Source organism: Mycobacterium heidelbergense (assembly GCF_010730745.1).
GTDB classification, from domain to species: Bacteria; Actinomycetota; Actinomycetes; order Mycobacteriales; family Mycobacteriaceae; genus Mycobacterium; species Mycobacterium heidelbergense.
In genome coordinates this window covers 4,136,769-4,163,278 of sequence record NZ_AP022615.1, presented here as the reverse complement: position 1 = coordinate 4,163,278, position 26,510 = coordinate 4,136,769, and the positions used below count along the sequence as shown (strand labels likewise).

Below are 26,510 nucleotides of genomic sequence, written 5' to 3'. Positions count from 1 at the left end.
TCGTTGCCACGACCGCCCGGCGCCTCGCCCGACGCGGGTCCGATAATGGCGATAGCCGTAGCACGGATCACCGAATGAGGAGGACACCGCGAGTTGGCGATATTCCTCATCGATCTACTGCCGAACGATATGGAGCGCCGTCTCGGTGACGCCCTCGGGGTGTACGTCGACGCGATGCGCTACCCGCGGGGCACCGAGAGCCAGCGCGCCGCCATGTGGCTCGAGCACGTCCGGCGGCGTGGGTGGCAGGGGGTGGCCGCCGTCGAAACCGGCGGCCCCGATCCCGCCCAGGCGCCGTCGACCGCGGAACTCAGCGACGCGCCGTTGCTCGGCGTGGCCTACGGCTACCCCGGGGCGCCCGGGCAGTGGTGGCAGCAGCAGGTCGTCCTGGGCCTGCAGCGCGGCGGCTTGCCGCCCCTGGAGATCGCCAGCCTGATGGGCAGCTACTTCGAGTTGACCGAGTTGCACATCGCGCCCCGCGCGCAGGGCCGCGGCCTGGGCGAGGCGTTGGCCCGCCGGCTGCTCGCCGGGCGCAGCGAGAAGAACGTCCTGCTCTCCACGCCGGAAACCAACGGCGAGGCCAACCGGGCGTGGCGGTTGTACCGGCGGCTGGGCTTCACCGACATCATCCGCCGCTACCACTTCGCGGGCGACCCACGGGCATTCGCGATCCTGGGCCGCGCCCTGCCGCTGTGACGGACGGCCAAGGGCCCGGCGGGGCGGGGCACCGGATCTGGCACGATGACCTGGTGCGTGCCAGCCCTTCCCCGCTGCGAGCCCGCGGATTCACCACGCGGCGGCGCCGCGCGCTCGCCATCGCGATGCTGCTGCTGGTGGTGGCGCCCCTGGCCACCGGATGCCTGCGGGTCAGGGCGTCGCTCACCGTCTCGCCCGACGACCTGGTGTCCGGGGAGATCATCGCGGCGGCCAAGCCGAAGACCCCCAAGGACCCCGGCCCGCAGCTCGACACCAACAATGTGCCGTTCGGGCAGAAGGTGGCGGTGTCGAACTACGACAGCGACGGCTACGTGGGGTCGCAGGCGGTGTTCTCCGACCTGACCTTCGCCGAGTTGCCTCAGCTGGCGAACATGAACTCCGACGCGCAGGGCGTGAACCTGTCGCTGCGCCGAAGCGGCAACCTGGTGATCCTGGAGGGCCGCGCGGACCTGACGTCGGTGACCGACAACGACGCCGACGTCGAGTTGACCGTCGCCTTCCCCGGCGTGGTGACCTCCACCAACGGTGACCGCGTCGAGCCCGACGTGGTGTCGTGGAAGCTCAAGCCGGGCGTGGTCAGCACGATGACCGCCAACGCCCGCTACACCGATCCCAATACCCGCAACTTCACCGGCGCGGGCATCTGGCTGGGCATCGCGTCCCTGGCGGCCGCCGGCGTGGTGGCGCTGCTGGCCTGGGTCAGCCGCGACCGCTCGCCGCGATTCACCGCGCCGGGCGACCAACCGCCGGGCGACTAAACGGGCTGATCCGGCGACCAGTAGGCCAGCATCTCCGCGAACGTCTGGAAAGCGGGCCCGGACACCCCGTAGGTCGCCTCGAAGTGGACGCTCAGCGGGAAGCCGAGCTCGCCGGCCCCGTCGATCACGCGCTTGTACAGGTCGACCATGAGCCGGCGCTTCTGGGCCGGTTCGCTGGCCGCCAGGCGTTTGACGAACGCCTGCTCGTCGGCCACCGCGGCGTTGCCCGGGTCCTGAATCAGCCAGTTGATCAGGCCGATGCGGCTCTCCATCTTCGGCACGAAGCCGAACGACAGCAGGATTTCCGGCCGGTGGTCGGTGTTCTTGGCGAACTCGGCCAAAAAGCCCACGATCGCGTCGGAATACAACAGCTGCGTCATCCCGTAGGTCGCGCCCTGGTCGCATTTGAAGCCGAGCCGGCCCTGTTCGCCGTCGCGGGTCGGGATCACGATCACGCCGCGGTTGGCCACCAGATCGCGATAGATCGACAGGGCGTCGGTGGGCGCGACGCCGGACCCTTCGCCGTCGTTCATCGTGCGCGGCACGCCGACGAACACCACGCCGTCCATGCCGGCGGCGCACAGGTCGGCGAGCCGTCGGCGCAGCGACGCCTCGTCCATGAACGCGGTCACCTGCGTGCACAGCCCCTGCAACCCCGGCAATTCCGGCTTGATGGTCGACCAGAAGTCGAGCACGTCCAGCTTCGGCTTCATGGCGACGGGACGGTCGTCTTCCTCGGCGATCATGCCCGGGATCATCGCGTGCCGGATCCGGCCCTCGAGGCCGAATTCGGCCGAGTACCGCACCACTTTTCGCGCCTCGTCGAGGGCCCGCTCCCGACCGTCTTCCACGTTCGGTGGCACCAATTCGAGCGCGACGGTGTTGAGGGTCACGCGGTTCCTTTCCATCGGACGGCTGCTGCGCGGGCGCGCGTGCTCACCGCGCCGCCGGACGCCCCCGCCAGCATAGGGGCCGGTTAGTGAGGCAGTCGAAGCAACTGGGGGCCGCGACGCGACATACACTGTCGGCCCGAGAACAAATACACGTCATGCCGCGTGAGAAAGGGGCGCCGCGCTGAGCCCGAAAGCCCCAGCAGCAGTGGCAACCGTCGAGTTGACCGGCGCCATCACCGGGCAGCTTCGGCGGTATCTGCGCGACCGGCGCGCCCAGACCGCCTATATCGGCGCGGACTACGACGTCTTCCTCTCCGTCCTCGAGGATTTCGTGCTGGGCGGCGGCAAGCGGCTGCGGCCCGCCTTCGCCTATTGGGGCTGGCGCGCGGTGGCGACCGGCGAGCCGGATCCCGAAGCGTTGCTGCTGTTTTCCGCGCTGGAACTGCTGCACGCCTGCGCCCTGGTGCACGACGACGTGATCGACGACTCCGCGACCCGGCGCGGCGGCCCGACGGCGCACGTCCGCTTCGCGGGGCTGCACCGCGACCGGCGTTGGCGCGGCTCACCGGAGCGGTTCGGGACGTCGGCGGCCATCCTGCTCGGCGACCTGGCGCTGGCCTGGGCCGACGACATCGTTTTTGGGCTGGAGCTGCCGCGCGAGGCCCAGCGGCGCGTCCGGCGGGTGTGGGCCGAGATCCGCACCGAGGTGCTGGGTGGGCAATACCTCGACATCGTCGCCGAGGCCAGCGGCGCCGAGTCGATCGCCTCGGCGATGAACGTCGACACCTTCAAGACCGCCTGCTACACGGTGGCCCGGCCGCTGCAGCTGGGCGTGGCCGCCGCCGAGGACAGGCCCGACGTGCAGGCCATCTTTCAGCAATTCGGGACCGACCTCGGGGTGGCGTTCCAGCTGCGCGACGACGTGCTGGGCGTGTTCGGGGATCCGGCGGTGACCGGCAAGCCGTCCGGTGACGATTTGCGGTCGGGCAAGCGAACCGTGCTGCTGGCCGAGGCGGTGGAGCTGGCGGACAAGTCGGATCCCTTGGCCGCCAACCTGTTACGCACCTCGATCGGCGCGGAGTTGACCGACGCGCAGGTGGGCGAGCTGCGCGACGTCATCGAATCGGTGGGCGCGCTGGCCGCAGCCGAGCGGCGCATCGCCGCGCTGACCCAACGGGCGCTGGACGCGCTCGCGGCCGCGCCCATCCACGCGGCGGCCAAAGCGGGGCTGGCCGAACTGGCCGGGATGGCCACGAACCGGTCCGCCTGAGCCGATGACGACCCCCGCCGATTCCGCCAGGCACACCCCGGCCGCCGACCCGCCGGTGACCAAAGGCCATGTTAACCAGGGTCTTTCACGCCTGACCGCGTTCGCCGCCACCCCGGAGGCGCGACCGGCGAAGCTGGGCCTGCTGGGCTCGGCGCTGATCACCGCCGGCGGGCTGGGGGCGGGCAGCACCAAGCCGCACGACCCCCTGCTCGAAGCGCTGCACCTGTCCTGGCTGCGCTTCGGCCACGGCCTGGTGCTGTCGTCCATCGTGTTGTGGACCGGTGTGGGTCTCATGCTGATCGCGTGGGTGATGCTGGGCCGACGCGCCTTGGCGGGCAACACAACCGAGTTCACGATGAGGGCGACCACCGGCTTCTGGTTGGCGCCCCTGCTGCTGTCGGTGCCCGTGTTCAGTCGCGATACCTACTCGTACCTGGCGCAGGGCGCGCTGCTGCGCGACGGCTTCGACCCCTATGCCGTCGGCCCGGTCGCCAACCCGAACACGTTGCTGGACAACGTGAGTCCCATCTGGACCATCACCACGGCGCCCTACGGCCCGGCGTTCATCCTGATCGCGAAGCTCGTCACGATGGCCGTCGGCAATCACGTGATCGCCGGGACGATGCTGCTGCGCCTGTGCATGCTGCCCGGGCTGGCGCTGCTGATCTGGGCCACCCCCCGAATAGCCCATCACCTGGGCACCGACGGCGCGCTGGCGCTGTGGATCTGCGTGCTCAACCCGCTGGTGCTCATCCACCTGATGGGCGGGGTGCACAACGAGATGCTGATGGTGGGCCTGATGGCGGCCGGCATCGCGCTGACCTTCCAGGGCCGCCACGCGCTGGGCGTCGTCGCGATCACGGTGGCGATCGCGGTCAAGGCCACCGCCGGGATCTCGCTGCCCTTCCTGGTGTGGGTGTGGATGCGGCACCTGCGCGACCGGCGGGGGTATCGGCCCGCCTGGGCGTTCCTGGCGGCGACCGCGATATCCCTGCTGATCTTCGCCGTGGTGTTCGTGGCGTTGTCCGCCGTGGCCGGCGTCGGCCTGGGGTGGCTGACCGCGCTGGCCGGATCGGTGAAGATCATCAACTGGCTGTCCGTGCCCACCGCGGCCGCCAACGTGATTCACGTTCTCGGCGGCGGGCTGCACACGGTCGACTTCTACGCCACGCTGCGCATCACCCGCTACGTCGGCATCGCGATCATCGCGGTGTCACTGCCGCTGTTGTGGTGGCGGTTTCGGCGCGACGACCGGGCCGCGCTGGCCGGGATCGCGTGGTCGATGCTGATCGTGGTGCTGTTCGTGCCCGCCGCACTGCCGTGGTACTACTCCTGGCCGCTGGCCGTGGCCGCCCCGCTGGCCCAGTCGCGGCGGGCGATCGCGGCCATCGCCGGCCTGTCGACCTGGGTCATGGTGATCTTCAAACCCGACGGGTCGCACGGCATGTACTCGTGGCTGCACTTCTCGCTGGCCACCGCCTGCGCGCTGGCGGCCTGGTACGCGCTGTACCGGCCGCCGGAGCCCGCGGCCGAGCCGGTCAGTACGCCATAGCCTGCGCGCGGCGCACGACCTCCCGGGCCTGGTGGGCGTGCAGCGCGTCGACGGGCCGGGCGTTGCTGATGGCATCCCGGGTGCCGTCGCGCGTGACCGTCAGCGACGGGTCGGGGGTGAACAGCCAGCGCACGATCTCGGTTTCGTGATAGCCCCCGTCGTGCAGGATCGTCAGGAGCCCCGGCAGGGGCTTGACCACCTCGCCGGAGTTCGTGAAGAACACCTGCGGCACCACCACACCGCCGCCGCGCCGCACCGCGACAAGGTGGCCCTCCCGCAGCTGTTGGGCCACCTTGCTGACCGGCACTTTGAGCAATTCGGCGACCCGCGGCAGGTCGTAGGTCGGCTCGTCGGGGTCCAATACGTCGTCGCCGGCGGGAATACTGCTCATCGCGCAAGTGTAGGCCGCGCCAGGCGCGTTGGACCCGTGTTCCGCGGGCCACACCTACGATGGCCCGGTGGCGGGAACAGGGACGGGCGATCCGTTGGAGGGCGCGTTGCTGGACGGCCGCTACCTGGTCCAGTCCAGGATCGCCAGCGGCGGCACCTCGACGGTGTACCGCGGCCTCGACGTCCGGCTCGACCGCCCGGTCGCGGTGAAGGTCATGGACTCTCGCTACGCCGGCGACGACCAATTCCTGACCCGCTTCCGGCTCGAGGCCCGCACGGTCGCGCGGCTGAAAAACCCCGGGCTGGTCGCGGTCTACGACCAGGGACTGGACGCCCGACACCCGTTTCTGGTGATGGAGCTCATCGAGGGCGGCACCCTGCGCGAGCTGCTGGCCGAGCGCGGCCCGATGCCACCCCACGCCGTGGCGGCGGTGCTTCGCCCGGTGCTGGGCGGGCTGGCCGCCGCGCACCGGGCCGGCCTGGTGCATCGCGACGTCAAGCCCGAGAACGTGCTGATCTCCGACGACGGCGAGGTCAAGATCGCCGACTTCGGGTTGGTCCGCGCCGTCGCGACCGCCGGAATCACCTCCACCAGCGTCATTTTGGGGACCGCGGCCTATCTGTCCCCCGAGCAGGTACGCGACGGCCGGGCCAGTCCGCGCAGCGACGTCTACTCCGCCGGGATCCTCACCTACGAGCTGCTGACCGGGCGCACGCCGTTCACCGGCGACTCGGCGTTGTCGATCGCCTACCGGCGGCTGGACACCGACGTGCCGCCGGCCGGCGCGGCGATCGACGGTGTGCCACCGCAATTCGACGACTTCGTGGAGCGCGCCACCGCCCGCGACCCGGCGGACCGCTACGCCGACGCGATCGAGATGGCCGCCGACCTGGACGCGATCGCCGACGAACTCGCGCTGCCGGGCTTTCGGGTGCCGGCGCCGCGCAACTCCGCCCAACACCGGTCGGCGGCTATGCACCACAGCCCCGTGAGCCAGCCCAACCCCACCCGCCAGCTGACCCTTGCCGACCCCGGGCCCGTCGACGAATACCAGCCAGTCTCAGGCGAATTCGCGGGCATCCCGATGAGCGAATTCGTCTGGGCGCGCCAACACGCCCGGCGGATGGTGTTGGTGTGGGTGGCGGTCGTGCTGGCGCTCACCGGACTGGTCGCGACCGCGGCATGGACGATCGGCAGCAACCTGACCGGCTTGCTCTAGCTCCTCTCCCCCTCGCGAGCGTGCGTGTCTGTACAGCGACACGCCGCAAAACGCGTACAACTACGCACGCTCGCGAGGGGAAGGGAGCTTAGTCGCGGAGCATTTCGGCGACCAGGAACGCCAACTCCAGCGACTGCTGGGTGTTCAGCCGCGGGTCGCACGCCGTCTCGTAGCGGCCGGCCAGGTCCGTGTCCGAAATGTCTTGCGCCCCACCGAGACACTCGGTGACGTTCTCGCCGGTGATCTCGACGTGGATGCCGCCGGGATGGGTGCCCAGCGCGCGATGCACCTCGAAGAAGCCCTGCACCTCGTCGACGATGCGGTCGAAGTGCCGCGTCTTGTACCCATTGGACGACTCGTGGGTGTTGCCGTGCATCGGGTCGCACTGCCAGATCACCTGGTGCCCGGTGGCCTGGACCTTCTCGACGATCGGGGGCAGCAGGTCGCGCACCTTGCCGTTGCCCAGTCTGCTCACCAACGTCAGCCGGCCGGGCTTGTTGTTCGGGTCGAGCCGCTCAACATATTCGACGGCCAGCTCCGGGGTCATCGTCGGGCCGATCTTGACGCCGATCGGGTTGGCGATCACCTCGGCGAACGCGACGTGCGCGCCGTCGAGCTGGCGGGTGCGCTCGCCGATCCACACGGTGTGCGCCGACAGGTCGTACAGCTGCGGCTCGCCGCCTTCCACGTCCGACAAGCGCAGCATGGCCCGCTCGTAGTCGAGCACCAAAGCCTCGTGGCTGGCGTAGATTTCGGCGGTTTGCAGGTTGCGGTCGGCCACCCCGCAGGCGCTCATGAACTTCAGCCCGCGGTCGATCTCGGTGGCCAGCGCCTCGTAACGGGCACCCGCCGGCGAGGTCCGGACGAACTCCCGGTTCCAGTCGTGCACCAGGTGCAGCGACGCCAGCCCCGACGAGGTCAGGGCCCGCACCAGGTTCATCGCCGCGCTGGCATTGGCGTAGGCGCGTACCAGCCGCGACGGATCGTGCTCGCGCACGGCGGCATCCGGGGCGAAGCCGTTGATCATGTCGCCGCGGTAGGACTTCAGGCCCAGCGCGTCGATGTCGGCCGACCGGGGCTTGGCGTACTGACCCGCGATGCGGGCCACCTTGACCACCGGCAGGCTGGACCCGTAAGTCAGCACCACGGCCATCTGCAGCAGGGCGCGGATGTTGCCGCGGATGTGGGGTTCGGTGTTGTCGACGAACGTCTCCGCGCAGTCGCCGCCCTGCAGCAGGAAGGCCTCACCTCTTGCGACCTGGGCGAGCTGTTCCTGCAGCCGGACGATCTCGGACGGCACCGTCACCGGCGGCACGCTCTCGAGGACCGTGCGCATCGCCGCGGCCTGGTCGGCGGGCCAGCTGGGTTGCTGGGCGGCCGGCCTGGCCAGCGCCTCGTCCAGTCGCGCCCGCAGGTCGGTCGACAGCGGCGGCAGCGACGGCAGCTGGTCGATCGGTATGTCGACGGTCCAGTTCATCGGTCCATGGTAACCGGGGGCCGGCGGTGGCTGATCAGGGCGAATGCCCTTGGTCGCCCGTGATGAGCCGGAAGCGGCGCAGCTGATCGCGGGCGTCGACCAGCGCGTCGTGGGCGTCGCGCGGCCGCGGCGGCATCCGGGGCGATCCCCGGTCCTCCCACAACTGCCGCAATTCCCTGGTGAAGCGGGGTATCGCGCGGGGCAGGGCCGGCATCGGGCCCCACAGCTGACACAGGGCCACATGGTCGTAGGCCCCCACCCACGCCCACAGCTCGATCGGCTCGGCGCCGCCGACGCGCAAGAACTCCTCGAGGTCCGAACGGATCTGCCTGCGCGAGCGCCACAACGGCGACGCCGGGGGCGGCAGCTTGGGCAGCACGTTGGCGCGCACCCACCTCCCGGCGCGTTCGGGATCGAATTCGGTGGACACGGCATAGTATTCGCGGCCGTCCTCGGCGACCACCCCGATCGAGATCAGCTCGATGGTGCGGCCGTCATCGATGAATTCGGTGTCGTAGAAGTACCGCACTGAGGCAGCCTAACGGCCGATCAGGATGGGCTCTGTTCCCTCGGGCGGCGGCGCGGGATGAACGTCGTGATCGAGCCGGGCGTCGACCACGCGTTCGTCGGGCAGCCGCGGGGTGCCGGCGATCGCGCACTGCACCCACAGCTTGGCGCGCACGACGGGGCGACGCAGCCGCCGTTCGCGCTGCAGCGCGCGCCGCATCTTCTCGGGCTGGGCGGTGTAGCGCCACCGGGCCCACGGGGCGTGCGGGCGCGACAGCCGGATGGCGCCGATCACCAGCAGGATGACGACGAACATGCCGAGCAGACCGGTCCACACCTTGCCCTTGAGCACGACGACCACGGCCAGCGGCAACGTCAGCGCCAAGGCGCTGCCCACCGCGGCCCGCAGCGCCACCGAATCGGTGCCTTGCCAGATGGGCAGGAAAAACATCAGCGGGTGCAGGCCCATGATCAACAGCCCGGCCACCCCCACCGCGGCGAAGACCGCGTCCACCGACGTGCGGCCGTCCTCTTCCCAGTAGACGTCGGACAGGTGCAGGATCAGCGCGTACTCGTCGAGGACCAATGCGGCGCCGATCCCGAAAAATATTGCCGCCAAGGTGAATTCGGGCTCTTGCCCATTGATGGATAGGGTGACCAGCGTCAGCCCGGACAGCATCACCAGGACCACCCCGAACGTCACGTGGTGGATGTGCACTCCCCCGATGTAGACGTTGCGCGGTTGCCACCATCGGGCGGGGCGACCGGCCGCGGCGCGATGGCGGATGACGCGCACGAACGTCCGTGTGACGAAGAAGGTCAGGATGAAGGCGATCAGGCAGCACAGCAAGGGCAGGTGGCCGCGGTCGATGATGTCGTGTGTGAACCAGCGGCCCACCCTGGGCACGAACCAGTGGAGCACGCTAGAAACCTACGCCCGCACTTCCCGGCCACGCGGGAGCCGCGCTGCGACACGTCGCCGGCGCGGGCACCGATTAGGCTGTTTTTCGACATGAGTAAATCGCAGGCACCCGGCGTGGGCAGTCGATCCGGGCGAGCTTTGTTGTGGTGCCTGCTCTGGCTGCCGGCCGCCGCGGCGTTGGGCTATGCGGCCTGGCGCCTGTTCGGGCACACGCCGTACCGCATCGACATCGACGTCTATCAGATGGGCGGCCGGGCCTGGCTGGACGGGCGCCCGCTCTACCGCGGGGATGCGTTGTTCCACACACCCATCGGGCTGGATCTGCCGTTTACCTATCCCCCGCTGGCCGCCATCGTGTTCTGCCCGTTCTCCTGGCTGCACATGCCGGCCGCCAGCGTCGCGATCACGGCGTTGACGTTGGTGCTGCTGGTGGTGTCGACGACGATCGTGCTGGCCCGCCTCGACGTGTGGAACACCTCGGCCGTCGTGCCCGGCCCGGCGTGGCTGCGGCGGTTGTGGTTGGCCGTGCTCATCGCGGCCGCGGGGACGATCTGGCTGGAGCCGATCACGTCGAACTTCGCCTTCGGCCAGATCAACGTCGTGCTGATGACGCTCGTGCTTGCCGACTGCATGCCGCGCCGCACGCCGTGGCCGCGCGGGCTGCTGCTGGGCCTCGGAATCGCGCTGAAACTCACCCCGGCGGTCTTTCTGCTCTATTTCCTGCTGCGCCGCGACCACCGCGCGGCGCTGACCGCGGTGGCGTCCTTCGCGGCCGCGACGCTGCTCGGCTTCGCGCTGGCGTGGGGCGATTCGTGGGAGTACTGGACCCACACCGTCCACCACACCGACCGGATCGGTGAGGCCACGCTGAACACCGACCAGAACATCGCGGGCGCGCTTGCCCGGCTGGGGCTCGATGAGCACGAACGCTTCCCGCTGTGGGTGGTCGCGTGCCTGCTGGTGCTGGCGGCGACGGTGTGGGCGATGCGGCGGGTGCTGCGGGCCGGCGAGCCGACGCTTGCGGTCGTCTGCGTCGCGCTGTTCGGATTGGTGGTGTCGCCGGTGTCGTGGTCGCACCACTGGGTCTGGGTGCTGCCGGCGGTGCTGGTGACGGGGGTCTTGGGCTGGCGGCGGCGCAACGTCGCGCTGGCGGTGCTCGCCGCCGCCGGGATGGCGCTGATGAGGTGGACGCCGATCGACCTGCTGCCTAAGCATCACGAGACGACCGCGAACTGGTGGCACCAACTGGCCGGGTCGTCCTACGTGTGGTGGGCCCTGGCCGTCATCGTGGTGGCCGGCCTGACCGTCACCGCGCGGATCACTTCGCAGGACTCGTCAGCACACCCGCTGACGCCCGTGTCGGCCGCCGGCTGATCGGTGTTGTGGGTGGGTCTGTTGCGGTGAGGGCGCGTTTCATGTCTGTGGTGCTGACGTGGATGACGCAGGGGTTGGTGCGTAGGAGGTGTTCGAGGTCGCGGCGGTGGGGTGCGAGTTTGTGCAGTCGGCGGATTCGTGCGCGTTGGCTGGTGTGGATGACGTCGTGTGCGTAGTGGGCGTTACCAGCGGCGTCGAGCAGCGTGCCGTGGCCGTACGGGATCGATCGCAGTCGAGCTGCTTCGGTGCGGAGCAGTTCCCATGCCGTGTCCTCGACGACCAGGTTCTCTTTGCCGGCTAGCCGGCGCCCGAGGGTGACGATGTCGTCGGGGGTGTAGCTGGTGAAAGCCACGGTGTGGGGGAATCGACCGGCCAGCCCGGCATGGGTGGTGAGGAAGACCTGCATGGGGGTGGGGTGGCCGGCGAGGATGACCACCAGCTCGCCGCGGTAATCCGCCACGCACGCCTGCAGGGCGGCGATCACCTCCCCATCAAAAGAGGGGTTTTCGGTGTGGGGGGCTAGTTGGTGGGCCTCATCGATGAACAACACCCCACCGCGCGCGTCGTCGCACACAGTTTTCATCCTGGTTGCGCTGCGCGAAGGATCGTCTGCCACGATGTCGTGGGCGGTGGTTTCGGTGATTTGTGGGCGTGTGAGGGTGCCGATTCCGAATAGCACTTCAGCGATGATTCGGGCGAAGGTTTTTTTCGCTGTGCCCGGTGCGCCGAGGAACACCATATGGTTTTCCCGACAGGACGTCACCGCGCCGCCGTGCTCGACACGATGGCGACCGGTCTGAAGTGCGGTGCGCCACATCGCGAAGTGGTCTTTGGCCTCGGCTAAACCGGTCAATTCCTCGATACGTGCTTGGGCCCACTCCAGCACCTCCTGACACTCCGCGGCCAGCCCAACTCCCGCGCGCGTATCGCGACTGATGCTGGTGGTGACGATCCGGCATCTCGGTTCCGCGAGCACCGTGGGTGTTCGTGGGATCAGCCAGATACCGGTAGCACCCAACACCTCATCGGCGGTGTCTTCATCCCATTGCTGCCAGCCCACAGACATCAGCAACCACCGGTCATACCCGGTGGTATGCCGGCGACCGTTGATCGGGTCGCCGGCATACACCACAGCCACAACAAAATGGAGGGGCTTACAGCGCCGACAGGATATGTAGCGCAATCTTCGAGAGGTCGACCGACAGTGTTGTCGCCAACGACCCCGCCAGATTCGCCCCCAACGACCCCGCCACCTCCGCCGCCAACGACGGACCCAACGACGCAGCAATATTGGTCACCGCCGCCGGATCAAACGCCTTGAGCACACCAGCCGACACACCAGGCAAACCAGCCGCCACGCTGGCGGCGATACCGCCACCGTTGAGGGCCGCTGCCGCACTCGCGGCATTGCTGCCACCAAAGAGTCCTTCGAGAGTATTGATCAGCTGGTTGATGGCAAGCTGCGGCGAGGGCCAACCATTGAGGAACTGGCTGACGAATTGCTGGGCTCCCGCCGACAGGCTGCCGCCATTCACGATGTTTTGACTATTAGGAGCGACGATAGCCTTCGCAAGGAGATTTGCAACAGCCGAATACTCGACATATAGACCGGGGCCGTCCGTATTGATAAGGCCATATGAGGGGGATTTCCCCCCCGTTAATCCATTAATAAATCCATTCAACGTCACGGGCGGAACATTGAGCAAGTTGAGGACTGCCACAGCCAGATCTCCGCTGTTGGCTGAATTGATGGCCAGCTGTAAGCTGGATCCGAATGTTCCCGCGACAGATACTGGCGCGCCAAGAGCGTAAACACCAAAATCCGTTACACCGGCGCTCAGCAAAGTGTTGACTGCATATCCAAAGTTCGTTGCCATATTTTCAGGGATAGTTAACGTAGCTTCCATTGGATACCCGATGTCAAAAAGAGGCCCACTATAGAAAGCCGCGATCATGCTACTCATCCAACCGGCAACGTTGCCCGCAATCAGGTCGTTAGATCCCGAGTATAAGAGAGGCAAAAAATCACTAGTGCCGGGTCCGGTGAAGTATTTGATAGCGTCGTTCGCGCCGATCTGGGTTGTCGAAGCGTAGAGATTGCCGAACTGAAGCCAGTTCGCAGCCAGCTGCTGCGCGGCGGGGAACGGAAGCTTGAGAAATTCCTGCGTTACCGTCTGCAGATTGGTCTGCGTGGTTTGGATGAGGTCCATCCAACTTTGGATGGGGTTGACGACGGTATCGGCCAGCGCTACCGCGCGGTGCTCGACATTAACCATGTGCTGCTGGATACCTGCAGCCACGTCGTTGGACACCGCCGGGATTAGGGCGATAATGCTGGCGCCCACTGCCGCGGCGCCCGCAGCCACGAGCGGCCGGAAAGCTATTCGCTGTTGCATGTGCTGTGATCCTTTGCTATCGGTGGTCGGAATGTTCGTGGACTACTGGTGATGCGTCCTGCAATGAATTGGCGATAGGTTCGATATGGCTTCGACATGAGGCAATCCGTGCCTCTACTGGGGTGTTAGCCAGTGCCGTACGCGCCAGCGATGCCGCTTTGGCCAAGGAGCCCCGCTAACCCGCCGCCCCCGCCGTAGCCGGTGGTCAGGCCGCCGTTGCCCCCGTTGCCACCGTTGCCCGCGAGTATCCCGCCCAGGCCGCCAGCACCGCCGCTGCCAGCGAACTTGGCGCTGCCCGACGGGGCGCCGACACCACCGGCACCCCCGTTACCGACCAGGAACCCACCGGCACCACCACCGCCGCCGTAACCGGCTACGTTGTTTCCGGCAGTCCCGGCACCCCCGGCACCGCCAGCACCGCCGTTACCGAACAGGAAGCCGCCAGGACCGCCGGCCCCACCGATGGTGTGCGCGGTTTTACCAACGCCACCGACGCCACCGACGCCGCCTGCGCCACCGTTGCCCATCAGCATGCCGCCGGCGCCCCCTACGCCCCCGCCGCCGCCTGCGGCACCGGCGGGACCTCCCGTGCCGCCGTTGCCGATCAGCCCGGCGGCCCCACCGGCGAAACCGGTGGGATGGGCGACGGTTCCAGCCGCGCCGGCCCCGCCATTGCCGAACAGGAACCCGCCGGAGCCGAGGTTGCCGCTCAACCCGAACTGTCCGAGCAGCGAGGTGTTGGTGCCGGTGAAGTTATTGATGCCGTTGCCGATCAGATCGCGCCCGAACACGGCGACGAACGGGGCATTGATCACCCCGTCCACTTGCTGGCCAGTCGGACTGACAATCCACGACTGACCAGCCATGTAAATCGCGTTATAAAAATTGCTGAAACCGCCATACACGAGGTTGTTCAGCTGCACATTCCCGGCAGAGTTAGCCGCAGCAGCACTGGCATGCAGACCTTCGAGGGCGGCGCTTAGCCCGCCGACGTTGAGGGCAGCAGCGGCACTCGTGCGCAGGCCTTCCAGGGCCGCATTCAGTCCGCCGGTGTTGAAGGCGGCGGCGCTGGCGTTAAGGCTGTTGGTGATGCTGGCCAGGGCGGCCGAATGCACACCCTGGAAAGCCGCCGCACCCGCATTAAGGCTATTCGTAATGCCCTGGAGGGCACCCGTTTGCAGGCTTGCGAGTGCACCCGCACCGATACCGTTGATCGCGGTGGTACCCGCGGCGGCAGCGGTGCCGACGGCTCCCATCACGGGTTGGATGATCGGGTTGATGATCATATCCAGCACCCCGGCCTGCGCGGAAGGCGCCGCAACCACCGGGGTCATCGCGGCGGTCAGGAACGCGCCAGCCGCCGTACCCAGGCCGACGACACGGCCACGGTTCGCCTTGGTGTTGCGGCGGTCTCGCCTCATGCTGTGCTGCTTACGCTTCATCTGAGCGCCTTCCTGTCATAACCGATAAAACGATGCGTCAGAGCCGTACCTAGAGAAGAAACCGAGCGCTGGCGACTTTCCATCTGGATTCACACATAACGACACGCTGAACATACTTAAGAATTATGTTGAGGAATTTGTGCAATTAAATGGGTGATTAGCTGCGGTGATAGGAATGGGCAGCAAAAAGCTTGCGCAAAGTAACCCCAAAATTATTATCATTCTGAAATGCTTGCCGACGCAGCCACACCCCAGGACCTGGTGACACTTCTGCCCAGCTGGCACCTGGCCATGCAGGCCGACCGCAAAGCCCCCTACACCATCAACTCCTATCTGCGGGGAGCGCGCTACTACCTCACCTGGTGCGCGGCCGAATCCGATGAACACCCCTTCACCAGGGCTGCTCTGCAGCGCTGGATCGCCCATCTGCTGGACTCCGGTGCCGAACCGGGGACCGCACGCATCCGCCAGCAGGCCGTGCGCCGCTTCGCCGCGTGGCTGGCCGACGAACAAGAAATCGACCACGACCCTTTTCTGGGTCTGGCCTCACCCAAGATCGACACGAAGGTGGTGCCACGCCTGACCGATGAGGAGCTACGGTTGATGCTCAAGGCGTGCGCCGGCGATCACCTTCACGACCGCCGCGACGAGGCCTGCCTGCGACTACTGGTGGAGACAGGTATGCGCGCCGGCGAACTCCTGGCGCTGTCCGTGCATGACGTCGACCTCGTCAGGGGCGTGGTCACCATCCGTAAAGGCAAGGGCGGGCGAGGCCGTCATGTCCCGTTCCAAACGCAGACCGGTGCGGTCATCGACTGCTACCTGCGGGTGCGCCAACACCACCAGCTCAGTGACACACCAGCACTATGGCTGACAGAAACCGGCGGCCGGGCTCAGCTGAGCTATCACGGCCTGCGGATCGCGCTGCTGGCCCGCGCCACCGCCGTGGGTATCGAAGGCTTTCATATCCACCGGCTCAGGCATACCTTCGCCAGCCGGTTCCTCTCCCACGGCGGCACCGAAGGCTCCCTCATGGAGGTCGCCGGCTGGCGCACCCGCCAGATGGTCGACCGCTACAGCAGTGACACCGCCGCCGAGCGCGCCCTCACCGAAACCCGACGCCTCAGACTCGGCGACCTCTAAACCACCCAGCCCGCCGGGTCACGCCGTCACTGCTACCCGCGAAGTGCAATCGGTGGTGTCGTTCGAGGTGTCTCCCTGGACGACGACGCGGGTCATGCCAAATCAGGGGAACACTACGGTTAGAGTAATTTCGCTTTTTCTCAGGTTTGTGCCAATGGCCTAGGGCCATCGCTACCTGTCGGGTACACGCTTTCGACGTGGCTACAGCAAACTCGACAATTCGTTATATTCCTTGTCAGACGACCCTATTGCACAGGGTGGAGCTATCGTAAGTGGGCGGCGGGTGCGCGTTCGGCTTGTTACTGGTAGGTACTTTCATACTGAACTATCACAGTACCGGACAAGGGTTGCTATCATCTATAGAGATGTTAGTTACCAGCTGATTTGTTGCTTCATATCGATTGCTGTGCTGTGGGTTTCTGAAGCGATCGGTCAATGTGTGTCGAAAATGCTGCGGACTCAGGTTCTTCTTAAGTACGTCCAGCTCGCCGGCCCGTAAGGACCGGCACACTCTCCTGGCCGCTGTGACGGCATAGCAGACATGGTGGGCATGCTGATGACCCCAGTCCGTCCGCAATGGTCCATAGCAATGCCAGCGGACGGTTGAAGTCGTCTTCTATGGCTGCGGGCAGTCGTTGGTTAGGTGGTCACGGCTGGGTGTGTTGCGGTGAGGGCGCGTTGCATGTCGGTGGTGTTGACGTGGAGGACACCGGGGTTGGTGTGGAGGAGGTGTTCGAGGTCGCGGCGGTGGGGTGCGAGTTTGTGGAGTCGGCGCAGTCGTGCGCGTTGGCAGGTGTGGATGACGTCGTGGGCGTAGTGGGCGTTGCCGGCGACATCGAGCAGTGTGCCGTGGCCGTAGGGGATGGACCGTAGTCGTGTTGCTTCGGTGCGCAGCAGGTCCCACGCGGCGTCTTGGACCACCAGTTGTGCCCTGCCGGCTAGGTGGCGCCCAATGGCGACGATGTCCTCGGGGGTGTAGCTGGTGAACGTCGCGGTGAACGGGAACTGCACGCCCAGTCCGGCATGGACTGCCAGGAAGTCTCGCATGGGGTGGGCGTGACCGGCCAGGATGACCACGAGCTCGTCGCGGTAGGCCGCCATACACGTCAACAGCGTGTAGATCGCCTCCACACCCCCACAGTGGTCTTCGGTGTCGGGGGCCAGCCGGTGGGCCTCGTCGAGGAACAGCACCCCACCGCGCGCCCGGCCGCACACGTTCTTCATCCTGGCCGCGCTGTGCGAGGGGCTGCCGGCGGCGATGTCGTGGGCGCTGACCTTGGTGAGGTCCGGGCGCGCGATTACACCGAGTCCGAACAGCACTTCAGCGACCACCCGGGCGAACGTTGTTTTCGCCGTGCCCGGCGCACCCAGGAACACCATGTGGTGTTCAGAACACGAGGTCACTACACCCTGGTGCTGGGCATCGTGCTGGCCGAGCCACACCGCGAAACGTTCTTTAGCGCTTTGCAAACCGATCAATTCGCCGATACGCGCTTGCGCCCACTCGAGCACCTCGCGGCGCTCGGCGGCCAGCGCGGTACCCGCGTACGCGTCGCGACCGCCCGGGCACCAGTCTTCTGCCAGTGCCAGGGCCGCCGCCGTACTGTTGACATTGCTCATCGGTACCTCGCTACCGGGTCTCACACACAGCGGGCCTGCCCCCACGACACCCACCCCGGCGCGCGCAACATCTGGGTCTTCCCGCCGCGCGCAACGTCTGTGTCTTCGCCCGCCAGGTCATCAGGCATATCGGTGGTCGTCGCCGACACCACAGCCCTCGCTTGCACACAGCACTACCCGGGGGCGGGCCCACCCGCCCAGCACCGGCGTGATTTCCACCGGCGCTGGGCGAGCAGACCCGCACTGCAACTCAGAACAGCGACGTAAGGAGATGAGCCGCCAATGTCCCCAACTGAGGCGCCAACGTCCCCGCAAGGTTCGCCGCCAACGACGGAGCCAGACCGGAGAGATCCGCCGCGAGCGACGGAACAATCCCCGAGAAATCGGCCGCAATCGACGGAGCAATGCCACCGAGGTTGGCCGCGAGCGACGGAGCAATCCCCACCACACCAGCCGGAGCAGCGAACGCCGCACCCCCCAAGCCGACCTGGGCGCCCAACGTTGCCAGGAAGGTCTGGTACGCATTAACTAACCCGTTGAACCACATGTTCGGGGTCGGCCAACCCGTGGTTACCTGACTCGCTAATTGCGAGAACGCATTAGCCAGACTCCCACCCGCCAGAATATTGGGTGTGGCGATCGTGCCTGTCACCTGATTGTTAACAACAATCTTCGACGCGAGCGTCTGGGGGGCCCAGACCGCCAACGTGACACTCTTCATCGCCACCGCGCTCCGCGAAAGACCCCCCACCACAACATCCTCCGCGCTCACCTCCGTCACGTCTGGGCGCGCGATGGTGCCTAACCCGAACAACACCTCACCGACCACCCGAGCAAACGTCCTTTTCGCCGTCCCCGGCGCACCCAAAAACACCATATGGTTGTCCCCACAAGTGGGCACCGCACCGCTGTGTTGGCTGGTTTGCAGGGTGCTGCGCCACTGCGCGAAGCGTTCTTTGGCCTCGACCACACCAATCAACTCATCGACACGCGCCTGTGCCCACTCCAGGACTTCCTGATGTTCACGAGACAGCACCGCCCCGGCCTGCGCATCGCGACCGGTGTCGGTCGTGACGACCCGACATCTCGACTCCTCGAGCATCGTGGGTGCCCGGGGAATCAACCAGACACCGGTAGCACCCAACACCTCATCAGCGGCGTCGCCTTCATCCCATGCCCGCCAACCCACAGACATCAGCAACCACCGGCTATACCCACAAGCAGCAAAGAATCAACGCCACACCACCACACGGGCGCCGCTGACCAGGTCATCGAAGTACCTCCCACACCCCGGGGTGTATGCCGGCGTACCCCACCGCAATAACCAACGCAGGGGTTTACAGCGCCGACAGAATGTGCAGCGCCACCCTGGACAGGTCGACGGACAGCGTTGTCGCCAACGACCCCGCCAGATTCGCGCCCAATGATCCCGCGACCTCCGCCGCCAACGACGGACCCAACGACCCCGCAATACTGGTCACCGCCGCCGGATCAAACCCCTTCACCACACCAACCGACAAACCAGGCAGCTGTGCCGACATAGCCGCGGCCGCCGAGGCCACGCCACCGACATTGGCCGCGCTCCCCAAACCAGACAAGCCGCCGTAAGTCCGGAAGACATTGAGAATGTTATTGACGATCTCGTTCGGAGACGGCCAACCACTGGCCGCCATGTTCAAGAATGACCCCCACGCCGTGGCGAGGCTTCCGCCTGTGGTGATATTAACTGCACCAGGCGCAACGATTACCTTTGCTATTTGCTGGGGACCCCAGGTCGCGAAGATGGGGAGCAAACCACCAGTGCCCGTGAGGCCGACCTCCGGCGTGAGGAGGCCTCCAGCCCGCCCTCCAATTCCATCGGCACCGTTGATGAGGCCGTTCGCTACCGCGCCCGGGGTATTGAGCAGGTTGAGGACGCCATCGAGCATGTCCCCGGCAGCGAACGCATCGTAAGCAGTTTGAAGACTATTACCCAGCGAATTTGTAAGGGCGGGTTGGAAATCGAAGAGCGCAAATGCACCAAGATAATCGATGACGGAGCTCAGGTACGGGGGGGTAGCAAGGAGTTGGTGGGTAGCGTTCGCGAGGTTCTGCGTGAGATATATAGGGATGTTCAGAGTATTTTCCATTGGCTGAAAAATTTTAGTGATTGGCGCTGAAAAGAACGCCCAGCCAAACCTGTCAATCCCGGCCGCGATCTGACCCGACTGTAAATCTGCAAGCGCAGTCGTCACCGTTGGCCAAAAATCAGTGGCGATGACTTCAGGATTGCCCGGATCCCCGGGAACTGTGGTGTAAAAAGATAAAGCACCATTTGCGGCGCTTTGGTATGAGCCGAGGTAGAGGCTCGCGTATTCGATCCAGTTCGCAGCCACCTGTTGGGCGAGAATTGCAGGACCCTGGGCCATCCAGTCAGCCCCAATCGTCTGCAGGTTGGCAGCTGCGTTCGTAAACACGTCCAGCCAGGTTTGCAGCGGGTTAACGGCGTAATCAGTACTCGCGAGTTCGACCACGCGCTGCTGGACAGCGGTCGCGCTGTGCTGGAGGTCGGCTGCGACATCGTTGGAGACCACCGGCATTAGGGCGATCACGCTGGCACCTACTGCTGCGGCGCCCGCGATAACGAGGGGCTGGAGGGGTCGAAGGGCTGCTAGCTGTTGCATGCGCGTTGTTCCTTTGCTGTCTCGATGTTCGTATACGTTCTGTGGTGTCGACTGTGGGGGTTCGAGCTGACCGGTGAGAAAGCGCGACCAACTGCGTTGTCGCGAGGGACTGTTAGCTGTTGGTTCCAGGGGTGCCGGCCGGACCGAGCTGGCCGAGGAGTCCGGCGAGGCCGTGCGCACCGCCGTTTCCGCCTTTATAAGGCCCGAAGGCGGCCTCTACGCCGTTACCGCCATTTCCGCCGGCACCGCCGTTTCCAGCCAACAACCCACCAAAGCCGCCGTTGCCACCGGCGCCCCCACCACCGCCGGCATAAGCAGGAGGGGTGATACCACTGCCGCCGGCACCGCCGTTACCGACCAGCCAGGCGCCGTTGCCACCGGCGCCACCGGCGCCGCCGTACAGCCCGTAGCCTGATTGACTAATGTCGAGGCCACCTGCGCCGCCAGCGCCGCCGTTGCCGAACAGCACGCCGCCAGCACCACCAGCACCCCCGTAACCGCCCACAGACTTCCCGGAACCGCCTAGTCCACCTTGACCGCCGTTGCCCATCAGCAGGCCGCCGTTGCCACCAGCACCACCGGTGGCACCGGGGGTACCCCTAAAGGGGGTGACGCTGCCGGCACCACCGGCGCCGCCATTGCCGATCAGTCCAGCGGCACCGCCGGCACTTCCTGCTTGGTTAGCGGCGGTGCCGGCCGCGCCGGACCCACCGTCACCGAATAGGAACCCGCCATCGTGGAGGCTGCCATTGAGCCCGAGGCTGCCGATTAACGAGGTGTTTTGGCCTGTGAAGTTGTCAACGCCATTGCCGATCAGGTCGCGGCCGAACAGGTAGAGGAAGGGGGCGTTGATGACTCCGTCGATTTGTTGGCCGGTGGGGCTGGCAATCCAGGTTTGGCCGGCGGTGTAGACCGCGCCATAGAAGCTACTGAACGCCCCGTACACCAGGTTGTTCAGCGCGGCCTTAGGCGAATTCGCCGCAGCGACCGCCGCGTCTAGCCCGCCACCACTAAGGGCCGCAGCCGCGCTGGCATGCAGGCCTTCCAGGGCGGTGCTCAGTCCGCCGGTATTAAAGGCGGCAGCACTGGCGGTAAGGCTGTTGGTAATGCTGGCCAGGGCAGCCGAATGAACACCCTGGAAGGCGGCGGCGCTGGCGTTGAGGCTGTTGGTGATGCCCTGGAGGGCGCTGGTTTGCAGGCCTGCGAGTGCACCCGCACCGATACCGTTCATCGCGGTAGTGCCCGCGGCGGCAGCCGTGCTAGCGGCGCCCATCACGGGTTGGATGATCGGGTTGATGATCATGTCCAGCACCCCAGCCTGGGCCGAAGGTGCGGCGGCCACCGGTGCCATCGCGGCGCTCAGGAACGCGCCGGCCGCCGTGCTGAGGCCGACCACACGGCCACGGCTCGCCTTCGCGTTGCGGCGATTCCGCCTCATGCTGTGCTGCTTACGCTTCATCTGAGCGCCTTCCTGTCATAACCGATAAAACGAGGTGTCCGAGCCGCACTTAAACCGGGTGCTGGCGACTTTCGATCTGGTTCACAGTGTGTTCTGGATAACCACACGCTGAACATACCTATGAATTATGTTGAGGAATTCGCGCAATAAAATGGGCAATTAACTGCGGCGATAGGAATTCACAGCAAAAAACCCCACCCAGAATGACTCCACAATTATTATCATTTTGAAATGCTTGACGGCGCCGCCACACCCCAGGACTTGGTGGCGTTTCTGCCCAGCTGGCAACTGGCCATGCAGGCCGACCGCAAAGCCCACCACACCATCGACTCCTACCTCCGGGGCGCCCGCTATTACCTCGCCTGGTGTGCGACCGAACCCGATGAACACCCCTTCACCAAACCCACCCTGCAACGCTGGATCACCCACCTGCTGGACTCCGGCGCCGAACCGACCACCGCACGTATCCGCCAACAAGCCGTCCGCCGCTTCGCCGCCTGGCTGTTCGACGAGGAAGAACTCGACCACGACCCCTTCCTGGGCCTCAAGCCACCCAAGCTCGACACCAAAATCGTGCAGCGCCTCACCGACAACGAACTACGCTTAATGCTCAAAGCCTGTGCCGGCAAAGAGCTCCACGACCGCCGCGACGAGGCCTGCCTACGACTACTGGTCGAAACCGGGATGCGCGCCGGCGAACTCCTGGCGTTGTCCGTACATGACATCGACCTCGCCAGGGGCGTGGTCACCATCCGTAAAGGCAAGGGTGGAAGAGGCCGTCACGCCCCCTTCCAAACACAGACCGGCGCGGCCATCGACCGCTACCTACGCCTGCGCCAACGCCACCCGCTCAGCAATACATCAGCGTTGTGGCTCACCGAAACGGGTGGCCGGGCTCAGCTGGGCTACCACGGCCTGCGAGTCGCGCTCCTGACACGCGCCACCGCGGCCGGCATCGAAGGCTTCCATATCCACCGGCTCAGACACACCTTCGCCAGCCGATACCTCTCCCAAGGCGGCACCGAAGGCTCCCTCATGCAAGTCGCCGGCTGGCGCACCCGACAAATGGTCGACCGCTACAGCAAAGACACCGCCGCCGAACGCGCCATCACCGAAACCCGACGCCTAAAACTCGGCGACCTATAAAACCACCCCACATAATTCGCCTGTTATGGAGGAATTTAACCGGGCGACGACACAACGCAGTGGCGGAAGCGAGCCGCTGAATATTCGCACGGCTTCAGGACGTCATCGACGCTTTCAAGACCGCGCCCATAGCGTACTTCTATACTCGTTGCAGATTGCTACAGAAAACCGGAGGGGCGATGGCCGATGCCACCGATCGAGTCACTCGGTTCGCTGCGGACGTGTTCGACAACGCCACAGCCGAGGGTGCACGGCAGAGCCGCTCGGCCAAGCAGCAACTTCGATCACTGGGCACGAGTCGGGCGTGCCGTGTCGAGCCAGCACACCGCTGCACGTCTACGAGTGGGGGCAGCGTTAGCCGGAGACGGGGAACTACGCGGACTAAGCGCTGAAGAAGGCGTCGTCTTCAACGCCGAGATCGCCGCGGCGATCCAAGAGAACCTGGTGGAGTCCAACTACGGCGAACAGCTGGCCAAGCGTGGCCTCACGACCGTTGCCCTCAACGAGGTGGGTGAAATCGTCGAATACCGACCCGACAGCAGTTCGGCCGTGTTGACGGTCAAACGCCGATCCTCGCGACGAGGGAAGTAAACGTCGCCACCCGATGGACCGTCTCGACCTGGTCGTCGGACCACGGAGCAGGCAAATCGACCTTCGTCGAACTCACGCTCGCACCGCTGCTGCCAGGAAGCGTCTTCGTCGACACCGACGAGATCGCCAAACGTCGCCGGGCCGCCAACCCGGCCGCAATGCCTACCAGGCCGCCCAGGTCGCGGCCGAGACCAGAATCAGGCTCATCGAATTGCGCTGAGCCTTCATCGCCGAAACTCACCCCTGAAGAGCTGGCGGTCCAGCGGGTCAAACACGTTTCCGAACGTGCGCTACAGCAAACTCAGAAATGCACTATATGCCTTGCCAAACAACCCTTTAGCAATGGACACAGCTATCTTGAGTGGGGAGCGGCACGGTTCCCGTTTGTTACCGATAGGTACTTTCAAAATGAACTATTGGAGCACGGCCTATACGTTGCTAGCATACGTGATAAAGACGTCACTACCAGTGACTTCTTAACTTCACAAAGATTGCCAGGCGGCGTGTCCCCAAAACGATCAGCAAATACCTACCGAAAATCCCGCGGACTCAGGTTCTTCATAGGTACGTACAGCTCGCCGACCGGTCTACAAAAGCTAACCACCGGCCATGGTCGTGAATCGTCATCACATGCTCTGAAGTAGGGTTATTGACATATATCTTCCGGTAAAGGACCGTATGTGTATGGCAGACATAACCTCGCATGTCGCATCCGGGATTCTGGGTGTGTCGCCGCGCGAAGTGCGTCGGTTGGCTGCTGAAGGCAGGATTCAGGGTTCGCATTACATGGGAAGAACCTTGGTGCTCGATGCAGCGGCAGTACACCGGCTAGCGCGCGAGCGGAGACGCCCAGGACGGCCCTGGTCGGAGAGGGTCGCTTGGGCGGCTCTCAACCTTCTGTCGGGGAAAAAGGCGGGTTGGCTCTCGTCGGCGGAACGAACGCGCTTGATGCATCGACTTCGAAAGACCACGGCCGAAGAACTTGAGCACCTTGCGATGCGGCGAGCCTGGGTAAGGCGTTTCCGCAGTCGAGAATCAGCGCTCAATGACCTTGGTGCGAACATAATTCCCACTGGCGGTTCGGCTTTGGATGACGCACAGCTAAGGCTGTTGGGGTTGGCAGGGGCGACGCGACGTCTCGAACGTCTCGACGGCTATCTACCGCTGTCGGAGTTGGAAACCTTGCAAGAGAACTTCGGACTGATCGAGGATCCTTCAGGAAACGTGACCTTGCGCGGAATAAGTGTCGAGGATGCGTTTACAGATGGCATCACCCCACGCGCGGCAGTCTTTTTGGATCTGGCGGGTTCTCTTAACACACAAGAAAGCGTTGTGGGGTGGCGAGAGGTCGCCACTCTCATTGCCGCTGTGACGGCATAGCACGCATGGCGACTACCGATCGATAGACGCTTGATTAGCGGGCTCATGGCCCAGTTGCATATCGCCCATGCCAACCTCGCAATACCGTGACGACGGACATCGATACGTTCGACATATCGAAACTAGTGCAGCCACCGGCCAGAGAGCAGCCCCATGTTTAGCATTCCTGACGCGCTTGACGCGTTGGTGCTGAAAAGTGCTGCCTACAAAGAGGACTCGCGTGACCGTGATCGACACTTAGACGATGCCGCAAGAGATGCGCTCACCATAATGAGTCGAAATCCATCGCCTACCCAACAACCACGACGCATAGGCACGATCCGGTGCATCGTGTCGAGTGCCACGGTGCCCCACCGTTCCACTAAACGGCTGCGGGCTACCGCCCGGATGCCGCGGCACACGGCCACACTCTCGGCGTCCACCCCCTCGGCCGGCAAAACCGGTGGGCGCAACAGCAATCCAGAACGCGATCTCGCAACATGCCTCTTGCCGAATTCAGTGTGCCCTGGGTGTCGGTGTGCGGGTTTAGGTTGTGACGGCCGGGTGTGAGGCGGTGAGGGCGCGTTCCATGTCTGCGGTGCTGACGTGAAGAACACCAGGATCGGTGCGCACGAGGTGTTTGAGGTCACCGCGGTTGGGCGCCAATCTGTTTAGTCGGCGAAGCCGCGCACGCCGACACATGGAGACCACATCCCGTGCGTAGTGGGCGTTACCAACGATGTCGAGCAGCGTGCCGTGGCCGTAGGGGATCGACCGCAACCGGGCCGCCTCAGCACGCAACAACTCCCACACCACCTCCCCCACCACCAGATTCTCCTTACCCGCTACACGACGCCCAATAGCGACGACTTCCTCCGGGGTGCAGCTGGCGAAGCTCATCGTGACCGGGAATCGAGCGGCCAGCTCGTGGTGAGTGGTGAGGAAGGCTCGCATGGGGTCGGGGTAGCCGGCGAGGATGACGACCAGCTCATCGCGGTACTCCGCCATACACGTTTGCAGCATGGTCAACGCATCCACACCCCACGAACAGCGTTCGGTCTGCGGGGCCAGCCGGTGAGCCTCCTCGATAAACAACACCCCACCCCGAGCGTCATCACACACACTCTTCATCGCCACCGCGCTACGCGAAAGACCCCCCACCACAACATCCTCCGCAGCCACCACCGTCACCCCCGGGCGCGCAATCACCCCTAACCCGAACAACACCTCACCGATCACCCGAGCAAACGTCCTTTTCGCCGTCCCCGGCGCACCGAGAAATACCATGTGGTTGTCCGCACACGACCTCACCGCGCGGCCGTGCAGGGTGGTGCGCCACTGCGCGAAGTGTTCTTTGGCCTCGACCACACCGATCAATTCCTCGACACGGGCCTGTGCCCACTCCAGGACTTCCTGATGTTCACGGGCCAGCACCGTCCCGGCATGCGCATCGCGACTGGCGTCGGTCGTGACGACCCGACATCTCGACTCCTCGAGCATCGTGGGTGCCCGGGGAATCAACCACACCCCGGTAGCACCCAACACCTCATCAGCGGCGTCGCCTTCATCCCATGCCCGCCAACCCACAGACATCAGCAACCACCGGCTATA

At 65.4% G+C, this 26,510-nt stretch carries 20 protein-coding genes and 4 pseudogenes; 11 read left to right on the top strand and 13 right to left on the bottom strand.

The window, feature by feature from the left end:
* The first annotated feature begins 93 nt into the window (after positions 1-93).
* Complete coding sequence (locus tag G6N25_RS19475; RefSeq protein WP_083076966.1) at positions 94-696, top strand: GNAT family N-acetyltransferase; 603 nt, start codon at positions 94-96, stop codon at positions 694-696.
* 125 nt (positions 697-821) lie between these two features.
* A complete protein-coding gene (gene lppM, locus G6N25_RS19470; protein ID WP_142272853.1) occupies positions 822-1,475 on the top strand; it encodes a lipoprotein LppM in 654 nt (217 codons plus the stop codon).
* Here the strand turns inward: lppM and G6N25_RS19465 are convergent.
* Positions 1,472-2,368, bottom strand: a complete 897-nt coding sequence (locus G6N25_RS19465) for a mycobacterial-type methylenetetrahydrofolate reductase (protein WP_083076970.1) — start codon at positions 2,366-2,368, stop codon at positions 1,472-1,474. The genes lppM and G6N25_RS19465 overlap by 4 nt on opposite strands.
* A gap of 220 nt (positions 2,369-2,588) precedes the next feature.
* Here G6N25_RS19465 and idsA2 point away from each other — a divergent pair, with 220 nt between their 5' ends.
* A complete protein-coding gene (idsA2, locus tag G6N25_RS19460; protein ID WP_083077000.1) occupies positions 2,589-3,638 on the top strand; it encodes a bifunctional (2E,6E)-farnesyl/geranyl diphosphate synthase in 1,050 nt (349 codons plus the stop codon).
* A gap of 4 nt (positions 3,639-3,642) precedes the next feature.
* Positions 3,643-5,190 (top strand): alpha-(1->6)-mannopyranosyltransferase A, encoded by a 1,548-nt coding sequence (locus G6N25_RS19455; RefSeq protein WP_083076973.1) that lies wholly within the window; start codon positions 3,643-3,645, stop codon positions 5,188-5,190.
* Here G6N25_RS19455 and G6N25_RS19450 read toward each other — a convergent pair.
* Positions 5,177-5,581 carry an Rv2175c family DNA-binding protein gene (locus tag G6N25_RS19450; RefSeq protein WP_083077002.1) on the bottom strand — a complete coding sequence of 135 codons (405 nt, stop codon included), beginning with the start codon at positions 5,579-5,581 and terminating at the stop codon, positions 5,177-5,179. The genes G6N25_RS19455 and G6N25_RS19450 overlap by 14 nt on opposite strands.
* Before the next feature lie 67 nt (positions 5,582-5,648).
* Between G6N25_RS19450 and G6N25_RS19445 the strand changes: the two genes are divergently transcribed.
* Positions 5,649-6,800, top strand: a complete 1,152-nt coding sequence (locus G6N25_RS19445; RefSeq protein WP_163672499.1) for a protein kinase domain-containing protein — start codon at positions 5,649-5,651, stop codon at positions 6,798-6,800.
* An 88-nt stretch (positions 6,801-6,888) separates the two neighbouring features.
* Here G6N25_RS19445 and G6N25_RS19440 read toward each other — a convergent pair whose 3' ends face one another.
* The 3 genes from G6N25_RS19440 to G6N25_RS19430 are packed head-to-tail and all read right to left on the bottom strand — an operon-like array spanning position 6,889 to position 9,706.
* Positions 6,889-8,277: a class II 3-deoxy-7-phosphoheptulonate synthase gene (locus G6N25_RS19440; protein ID WP_083076980.1), complete on the bottom strand. Its 1,389-nt coding sequence runs from the start codon at positions 8,275-8,277 to the stop codon at positions 6,889-6,891.
* A gap of 34 nt (positions 8,278-8,311) precedes the next feature.
* Positions 8,312-8,806: a polyadenylate-specific 3'-exoribonuclease AS gene (locus tag G6N25_RS19435; RefSeq protein WP_083076984.1), complete on the bottom strand. Its 495-nt coding sequence runs from the start codon at positions 8,804-8,806 to the stop codon at positions 8,312-8,314.
* A 9-nt stretch (positions 8,807-8,815) separates the two neighbouring features.
* Positions 8,816-9,706, bottom strand: coding sequence for a hypothetical protein (locus G6N25_RS19430; protein ID WP_083076988.1), 891 nt, complete (start codon positions 9,704-9,706; stop codon positions 8,816-8,818).
* A gap of 90 nt (positions 9,707-9,796) precedes the next feature.
* Between G6N25_RS19430 and G6N25_RS19425 the strand changes: the two genes are divergently transcribed.
* Complete coding sequence (locus G6N25_RS19425; RefSeq protein WP_083076991.1) at positions 9,797-11,080, top strand: glycosyltransferase 87 family protein; 1,284 nt, start codon at positions 9,797-9,799, stop codon at positions 11,078-11,080.
* Here the strand turns inward: G6N25_RS19425 and G6N25_RS19420 are convergent.
* The 3 genes and pseudogenes from G6N25_RS19420 to G6N25_RS24610 all read right to left on the bottom strand — a co-directional run.
* Positions 11,025-12,218, bottom strand: coding sequence for an AAA family ATPase (locus G6N25_RS19420; RefSeq protein WP_142272852.1), 1,194 nt, complete (start codon positions 12,216-12,218; stop codon positions 11,025-11,027). The two genes, G6N25_RS19425 and G6N25_RS19420, sit on opposite strands and share 56 nt — an antisense overlap.
* 16 nt (positions 12,219-12,234) lie before the next feature.
* The gene (locus G6N25_RS19415; RefSeq protein ID WP_163672495.1) at positions 12,235-13,476 is read right to left on the bottom strand and encodes a hypothetical protein; all 1,242 of its coding nucleotides are present in this window, start codon (positions 13,474-13,476) and stop codon (positions 12,235-12,237) included.
* A 398-nt stretch (positions 13,477-13,874) separates the two neighbouring features.
* A pseudogene (locus G6N25_RS24610) lies at positions 13,875-14,258 on the bottom strand (PE family protein); the annotation flags it as partial.
* 888 nt (positions 14,259-15,146) lie between these two features.
* On the opposite strand from G6N25_RS24610, the gene G6N25_RS19405 reads away from it, so the two are divergent.
* Positions 15,147-16,061, top strand: a complete 915-nt coding sequence (locus G6N25_RS19405; RefSeq protein ID WP_232065853.1) for a tyrosine-type recombinase/integrase — start codon at positions 15,147-15,149, stop codon at positions 16,059-16,061.
* A 639-nt stretch (positions 16,062-16,700) separates the two neighbouring features.
* Here G6N25_RS19405 and G6N25_RS19400 read toward each other — a convergent pair.
* From G6N25_RS19400 to G6N25_RS24605, 4 genes and pseudogenes are all read right to left on the bottom strand, one after another.
* Positions 16,701-17,681, bottom strand: a complete 981-nt coding sequence (locus G6N25_RS19400) for an AAA family ATPase (RefSeq protein ID WP_163672493.1) — start codon at positions 17,679-17,681, stop codon at positions 16,701-16,703.
* Positions 17,682-17,931: 250 nt separating this feature from the next.
* On the bottom strand, positions 17,932-18,882 hold the full coding sequence (locus G6N25_RS19395; RefSeq protein ID WP_142272825.1) for a hypothetical protein: 951 nt from the start codon (positions 18,880-18,882) through the stop codon (positions 17,932-17,934).
* Positions 18,883-19,018: 136 nt separating this feature from the next.
* Entirely contained in the window at positions 19,019-20,272 is a 1,254-nt protein-coding gene (locus tag G6N25_RS19390; protein WP_232065851.1) for a hypothetical protein, read from the bottom strand.
* Between the two features lie 274 nt (positions 20,273-20,546).
* Positions 20,547-21,167, bottom strand: a pseudogene (locus G6N25_RS24605) (PGRS repeat-containing protein); the annotation flags it as partial.
* Between the two features lie 867 nt (positions 21,168-22,034).
* Here G6N25_RS24605 and G6N25_RS19380 point away from each other — a divergent pair.
* From G6N25_RS19380 to G6N25_RS19365, 4 genes and pseudogenes are all read left to right on the top strand, one after another.
* Complete coding sequence (locus G6N25_RS19380) at positions 22,035-22,949, top strand: tyrosine-type recombinase/integrase (protein ID WP_232065850.1); 915 nt, start codon at positions 22,035-22,037, stop codon at positions 22,947-22,949.
* A gap of 179 nt (positions 22,950-23,128) precedes the next feature.
* Positions 23,129-23,540: pseudogene (locus G6N25_RS19375) on the top strand (TA system antitoxin ParD family protein).
* Positions 23,541-23,553: 13 nt separating this feature from the next.
* Positions 23,554-23,754 (top strand): annotated as a pseudogene (locus G6N25_RS23965) (ATPase); the annotation flags it as partial.
* Between the two features lie 872 nt (positions 23,755-24,626).
* Positions 24,627-24,920, top strand: a complete 294-nt coding sequence (locus G6N25_RS19365) for a hypothetical protein (RefSeq protein ID WP_142272824.1) — start codon at positions 24,627-24,629, stop codon at positions 24,918-24,920.
* 525 nt (positions 24,921-25,445) lie between these two features.
* Here G6N25_RS19365 and G6N25_RS19360 read toward each other — a convergent pair.
* Positions 25,446-26,492 carry an AAA family ATPase gene (locus tag G6N25_RS19360; protein WP_083076469.1) on the bottom strand — a complete coding sequence of 349 codons (1,047 nt, stop codon included), beginning with the start codon at positions 26,490-26,492 and terminating at the stop codon, positions 25,446-25,448.
* Between the last annotated feature and the right edge of the window lie 18 nt (positions 26,493-26,510).